This is a genomic window from Mesorhizobium sp. M0598, from assembly GCF_040320865.1.
In the GTDB taxonomy this organism is placed as follows: Bacteria; Pseudomonadota; Alphaproteobacteria; order Rhizobiales; family Rhizobiaceae; genus Mesorhizobium.
This window is the reverse complement of record NZ_JAMYQL010000121.1, coordinates 1-660: the sequence shown is the minus strand read 5'-3', so window position 1 is coordinate 660 and position 660 is coordinate 1. Positions and strand designations below refer to the sequence as shown.

1 pseudogene is annotated in these 660 nt (G+C 60.3%); it reads left to right on the top strand.

Features of this window, described 5'->3' with window-relative positions:
• Positions 1-11: 11 nt before the first annotated feature.
• Positions 12-660 (top strand): annotated as a pseudogene (locus tag NKI59_RS35010) (sterol desaturase family protein); the annotation flags it as partial.

Genomic DNA, 660 nt, shown 5'->3' with positions numbered 1-660 from the left:
GTGAGATCGACATGGACGACCTGAAATACGGCACGCGCAACAAAAGAGGCGACTGGGCTCCGAGCGAGCCGGCAGGCACCGCGCCGCTGTTCGCCTTTCCGCCTCGTCCGCTGGCGCTGCTGAAATGGCTGCCGCACTATTTCCTGCCCTACAATCTGCTGTTCGCGCTCTCGGCGGTCGCGTGGTGGCACTACGTGCTGCCCGACGTCGAGGTCATGAAGACGCTGAGCGTCGGATGGATCTTCAGGCTCTTCCTCGTCAACTGCGCGGCGCTGCTTGTCTTCTTCGGCGTCTTCGAGCTCCGGCTCTACATTTTGAGAGTCCAGGGCAATCGCTTCAAATACAACGGCAAATGGCCCTCCGAGCAGAAGAGCAAGGCTTTCTTCTTCGAGAACCAGAACCTCGACAACATGCTGCGTACCTTCGGCACCGGCATGCCGATCTGGACGGCGATCGAGGTCGCGATCCTCTACGCCTATGCCAATGGCTACGCGCCGTGGCTGACAGTCGCCGAGCATCCCGTCTACCTGTTTTGCCTGGCGCTGGTAGTGCCAATCATCCACGAGACGCATTTCTTCTTGCTGCACCGGGCAATCCACTGGCCGCCGCTCTACAAATGGGTGCATTCGGTGCACCACAACTCCGTCAACCCGTCGCCCT